This window comes from Pseudomonas sp. R62 (assembly GCF_000257605.1).
Classification (GTDB): domain Bacteria; phylum Pseudomonadota; class Gammaproteobacteria; order Pseudomonadales; family Pseudomonadaceae; genus Aquipseudomonas; species Aquipseudomonas atacamensis.
The window spans coordinates 706,869-711,253 of record NZ_JH635998.1 but is presented as its reverse complement, the minus strand read 5'-3'; the positions used below and the strand labels follow the sequence as shown (position 1 = coordinate 711,253).

The following is a 4,385-nucleotide window of genomic DNA, read 5'->3' as shown; positions in this document are numbered from 1 at the left end:
TCCTTCCGCTGTGTCTGGCTGCGCCAGACGGTCGCTGCGCTCCCACGTCCGGATCAATCCCTCCACTCAGCCTTCCGACGTCGCCGGTGGATCAAGATCAAAAGCGTTACTCGAGCTTGCGCTCATTGTTGAGTGGAGCGGCTTTGCCGCGGGCAGCTGCGCTGCTTTGCTTTTGCTTTTGCTTTTGCTCTTGCTCTTGTGGGAGCGAGCCTGCTCGCGAAGGCGGCCTGACAGCCGACCTGTTCTTGAAGTGGTACCCAATCCAACTGTAGGAGTTGCCGAAGGCTGCGATCTTTTGATCTGGCTTTTGCGTTGGCTTTTGATCTTTTTGCCAATTCGGCAGGCTTCGTTACGGGATCGGTCGACGTCTGAAAGAGTGAACGCTGTAAGAGCGAAAGCATAAGCAGCCGTTACGGTAGCAATGGATATGCTCCCATTCCCCAATAACAAAAAAGGCGTGATCCTCACGAATCACGCCTTTTCAATCAACAGCTAACGATCAACTACCCAAAGCCTTGGAAGCCAACCAGAACAATCCGGCCGACAGCGCCACGGTCGCTGGCAAGGTCAACACCCAGGCCAGCAAAATGGTCTTGACCGTGCCACCCTGCAGGCCGCTTTTATTGGCAACCATGGTCCCGGCCACACCCGAAGACAACACGTGAGTGGTCGACACCGGCAGGCTGAAAATGTTGGCCATGCCGATCAAACTGGCGGTGGTGATCTGCGCCGACATGCCCTGGGAATAGGTCATGCCCTGCTTGCCGATCTTCTCGCCAATGGTCAGCACTACGCGCTTCCAGCCGACCATGGTGCCCAGGCCCAGTGCCAGGGCGACCGCCAGAATCACCCAGAACGGGGCGTATTCAGTGGTGGTGGTCAGGTCTTTGCGCAGCTTGTCGAGGTCAGCCTTTTCACGGGCTTCGAGGCCTGGCAGCTTGCCGACTTTCTTCGCCGTGTCGTCCAGGCAGAGCAGGTAGCGACGCACTTCGATGCGGCTGTCCGACGACAGCGAATGGTAGTCCGCTACACCTTTAAGGGTGTGCAGCAGGGCGGTGATGGTCGGTTCGGTCTGCTGCGGGTTGCAGCGGAATTTCTCCGGCAGGTCGCCTTCCACGCTCTTACCCAGGGCCAGGAATTCACCCAGCGAATCGGCGTTGCGCTGGTAGAACTGGCTCAGGTGCAGGGTCGCGTCGCGGGTGCGTTCGATCTGGTAGGTGGTGCTGTTCAGATCGAGTACGAACTGCGCCGGGACGATACCGATCAGCACCAGCATGATCAGGCCGATGCCTTTCTGGCCATCGTTGGAACCGTGCACGAAGCTCACGGCCATGGCCGAGATCACCAGGACCAGACGGTTCCAGAATGGCGGGTGCTTTTTGTCGTCGATCTTGCGGCGCTGTTCCGGTGTCTTGTGCATCTTCGACAGCGGTCGCCACCATTTCAGGCCGATCAGCACCAGCGCGGCGATGAGGAAGCCGGCCATCGGCGAGAACACCAGCGAGGCGCCGATGTCGATCGCTTTCTGCCAGTTCACGCCATCTCTCAACGGAATGTCGTTGATCAGCGCATTGGCCAGGCCGACACCGAGGATCGAGCCGATCAGGGTGTGCGAGCTGGAAGCCGGGATACCGAAGTACCAGGTGCCCAGGTTCCAGGCGATTGCCGCGGCGAGCAACGAGAACACCATCGCCAGGCCATGGCCGGTGTTCACATTGATCAGCAGCTCAACCGGCAGCAAGTGGACGATGGCATACGCCACGCCAACGCCGCCCAGCAGCACGCCGAGGAAATTGAACACACCGGAAAAGAACACCGCCAGGTGTGGCGGCATGGCTTTGGTGTAGATAACAGTGGCTACCGCGTTAGCGGTGTCATGAAATCCATTGATGAACTCGAAGGCGAGGACAAACGTCAGGGCGAGCAAGAGGCTCACAAGCACCCAAGCATCCAGTCCGCTGAATAAATCGATCATGAAGGTTTTCTGACCCGGTCGTAAGGGGGCGCGATTATGCCAGAAAAGACAGGAAATCGATGCCCCGTCTGCTCACTGGTCACACCCTTCTTCGATTTAATTTGTTGCAGGGCGTGAAAACCAAGCAGCACGCAGGGTTTTTCAACTCTTTGATTTTATTGAATAAAGAAGATTTTTAAGCCAATTTTTCTGATATCTCAAAGGCTCAAACGCTTGTCTGAAATATCTCTGAAACCTGTGGGACGCTCGTTCATACGCCGCAGAACAGCGATGCAGCCGCTGCCCGCGGATAGCGGGCGCGCGAGGTGTCGTCTTCCACCGCGCTGTGGCTCAGGCGGACGTCGACTTTCGAATGCTCAACCGCCGTGGCTCATGGCTCTTCGGCTTTGAGTTCCTTTTCGATCTTTTCGATTTCCTGCTTGAACACCTGATCCTGAACAGTAGGCCGCTTGCGCCATGCCTTGCGTTCCGGTTCCGGCTGAGCGGCGTAGGTGGTGACTTCCCCGCCGTAAACTTCCTTGTAACGTTGTTCCTGGCGCTCTAGTTCCGCGCGCAGTTCGTCTTTTGTCACGGTGCTACCTGTATGAGTTGAATTGAATATCCGGTGAAACACACTGCAACGAGTCAATTGCGCGCCCCCGCCAGTCATCCACAGCCCGATCGGGCGCGGAGACATTGCAGAGGCGATCAAGACTTCCGTGTTACAGGCGGCTACGGCACCAGATAAAAACTGACGCAGCATCAGTTTCCTGTTTCAGCGAGCGCTGGCGTTGCATGTGTGATGGGCGCCGGGCGCTGGCCGGAGCTCAGACGAAGGACCTCGTTTCAGCAAGTCGCGGGCTTTTGATTAAAGCGCCGCGACTAGGGTGCATTATAGCGGCCGATTCGGGAATGACTATCTTTGCCAAGTTAAAAACGGTTCTGAATGTGTGATGGTTTTGTTGCTGGCAACTTTTGCCGCTAGTTAAGTGTAAAGACAGCGTTATAGAACCGGCGTTCTGTTTTTGGCGCCATTAACTGGAACAACTAAGTTGCGAGCAGAATCGCTAAAGCTGCCTCGAGGATGAAGAGGAGGGCGGGGCACTGGATTGCGATTATCGGTCGGCGGTTCGATAATCGCCCAATGTTGGCGCCCCGGTGCTTGTGCATCGCGCGGCGAGCCGTTTGACTAGGCATCGATGCGTGCCGGACAAGGACAAGAAATGAACGATCAAATGCGCAACTCCTTCACCTCGGTGGCGCCGCCCATTGTCGCCTCGCCGGCCAAGCGCATTCAGGCGCTGACCGGTGATCCGGATTTCATGACGTCCCTGGCCCGTGGTCTGGCCGTGGTGCAGGCGTTTCAGGAACGCAAACGCCACCTGACCATCGCGCAGATAAGTCATCGCACGGAAATCCCCCGCGCCGCCGTGCGCCGTTGCCTGCACACGCTGATCAAGCTCGGCTACGCCACCACCGACGGGCGCACCTATTCGCTGCTGCCGAAAGTGCTGACCCTCGGCCACGCCTATCTGTCCTCGACACCGCTGGCGGTCTCCGCCCAACCGTATCTGGATCGCATGAGCGAGCAACTGCACGAGGCCTGCAACATGGCGACGCTGGAGGGCGATGACATTCTCTATATCGCGCGTTCGGCGACCACTCAGCGATTGATCTCGGTCGACCTTTCCGTCGGCGGGCGTCTCCCTGCCTATTGCACGTCGATGGGGCGCATTCTGTTGGCCGCGCTGGACGACACCTCCCTGGGCGAATACCTGGACCACGCCGAACTGGTGGCCAAGACTAGCCGCACCATTCATACGCCCGACGCGTTGCTTGAATGTCTGCAGCAGGTGCGGCAGCAGGGCTGGTGCATTGTCGATCAGGAACTGGAACAGGGCCTGCGCTCGATCGCCGTGCCGGTGTACGACGCCTCGGGGCAAGTGGTCGCCGCGCTGAATGTCAGCACCCACGCCGGGCGGGTCAGTCGCGCCGAGCTGGAGCAGCGCTTCCTGCCCGGCCTGCTCAGCGCCAGTCGCGACCTCAGTGCGCAGTTGTTCGCCTGAGGAAGCTGTTCGATAAACGCACAGTGTTGCGTTTATCGAATTGACGCTAAAACCCTCGGATCATTAATGTCGCGGCAGCGTCATCCGGCGCTGATGTGAATGAGCTTGCCGGACTGTCGACCCCATAATAATGACAAGAGGCAACTCACCATGCGCTCGCTCCCCGACTGTCTGTATCCCGCCCGTTGTTGCCGGGTTCACCGCAACGCCTGATTACAACCTTCTATTCTTGTGACCGTGCCTTCCTTTGGCCGGCCGCCGTTCGACTGCGTTTTTTGCGTGGAATAAAAATAATGAACCAGCCTCAGTCCGCTGTGGGTAACTGCCTCGATGTGCAGACCTTCATCAACGCCCAACCGATCTCG

General features: G+C 58.1%; 3 protein-coding genes. 1 reads left to right on the top strand and 2 read right to left on the bottom strand.

The window, feature by feature from the left end:
* Window positions 1-499 precede the first annotated feature (499 nt).
* The gene (locus OQK_RS04670) at window positions 500-1,975 is read right to left on the bottom strand and encodes an inorganic phosphate transporter (RefSeq protein ID WP_016771345.1); all 1,476 of its coding nucleotides are present in this window, start codon (window positions 1,973-1,975) and stop codon (window positions 500-502) included.
* A 370-nt stretch (window positions 1,976-2,345) separates the two neighbouring features.
* Window positions 2,346-2,546, bottom strand: a complete 201-nt coding sequence (locus OQK_RS04665) for a hypothetical protein (RefSeq protein ID WP_008080067.1) — start codon at window positions 2,544-2,546, stop codon at window positions 2,346-2,348.
* A 631-nt stretch (window positions 2,547-3,177) separates the two neighbouring features.
* On the opposite strand from OQK_RS04665, the gene pcaR reads away from it, so the two are divergent.
* Window positions 3,178-4,020 carry a pca regulon transcriptional regulator PcaR gene (pcaR, locus tag OQK_RS04660; RefSeq protein ID WP_016771343.1) on the top strand — a complete coding sequence of 281 codons (843 nt, stop codon included), beginning with the start codon at window positions 3,178-3,180 and terminating at the stop codon, window positions 4,018-4,020.
* Window positions 4,021-4,385: the final 365 nt, after the last annotated feature.

What these genes read in the sequence shown, in the direction of transcription:
- OQK_RS04670 (WP_016771345.1), bottom strand. Translation starts at nt 1,975, where the DNA reads ATGATCGATTTATTCAGCGGACTGGATGCTTGGGTGCTTGTGAGCCTC.
- pcaR (WP_016771343.1), top strand. Translation starts at nt 3,178, where the DNA reads ATGAACGATCAAATGCGCAACTCCTTCACCTCGGTGGCGCCGCCCATT.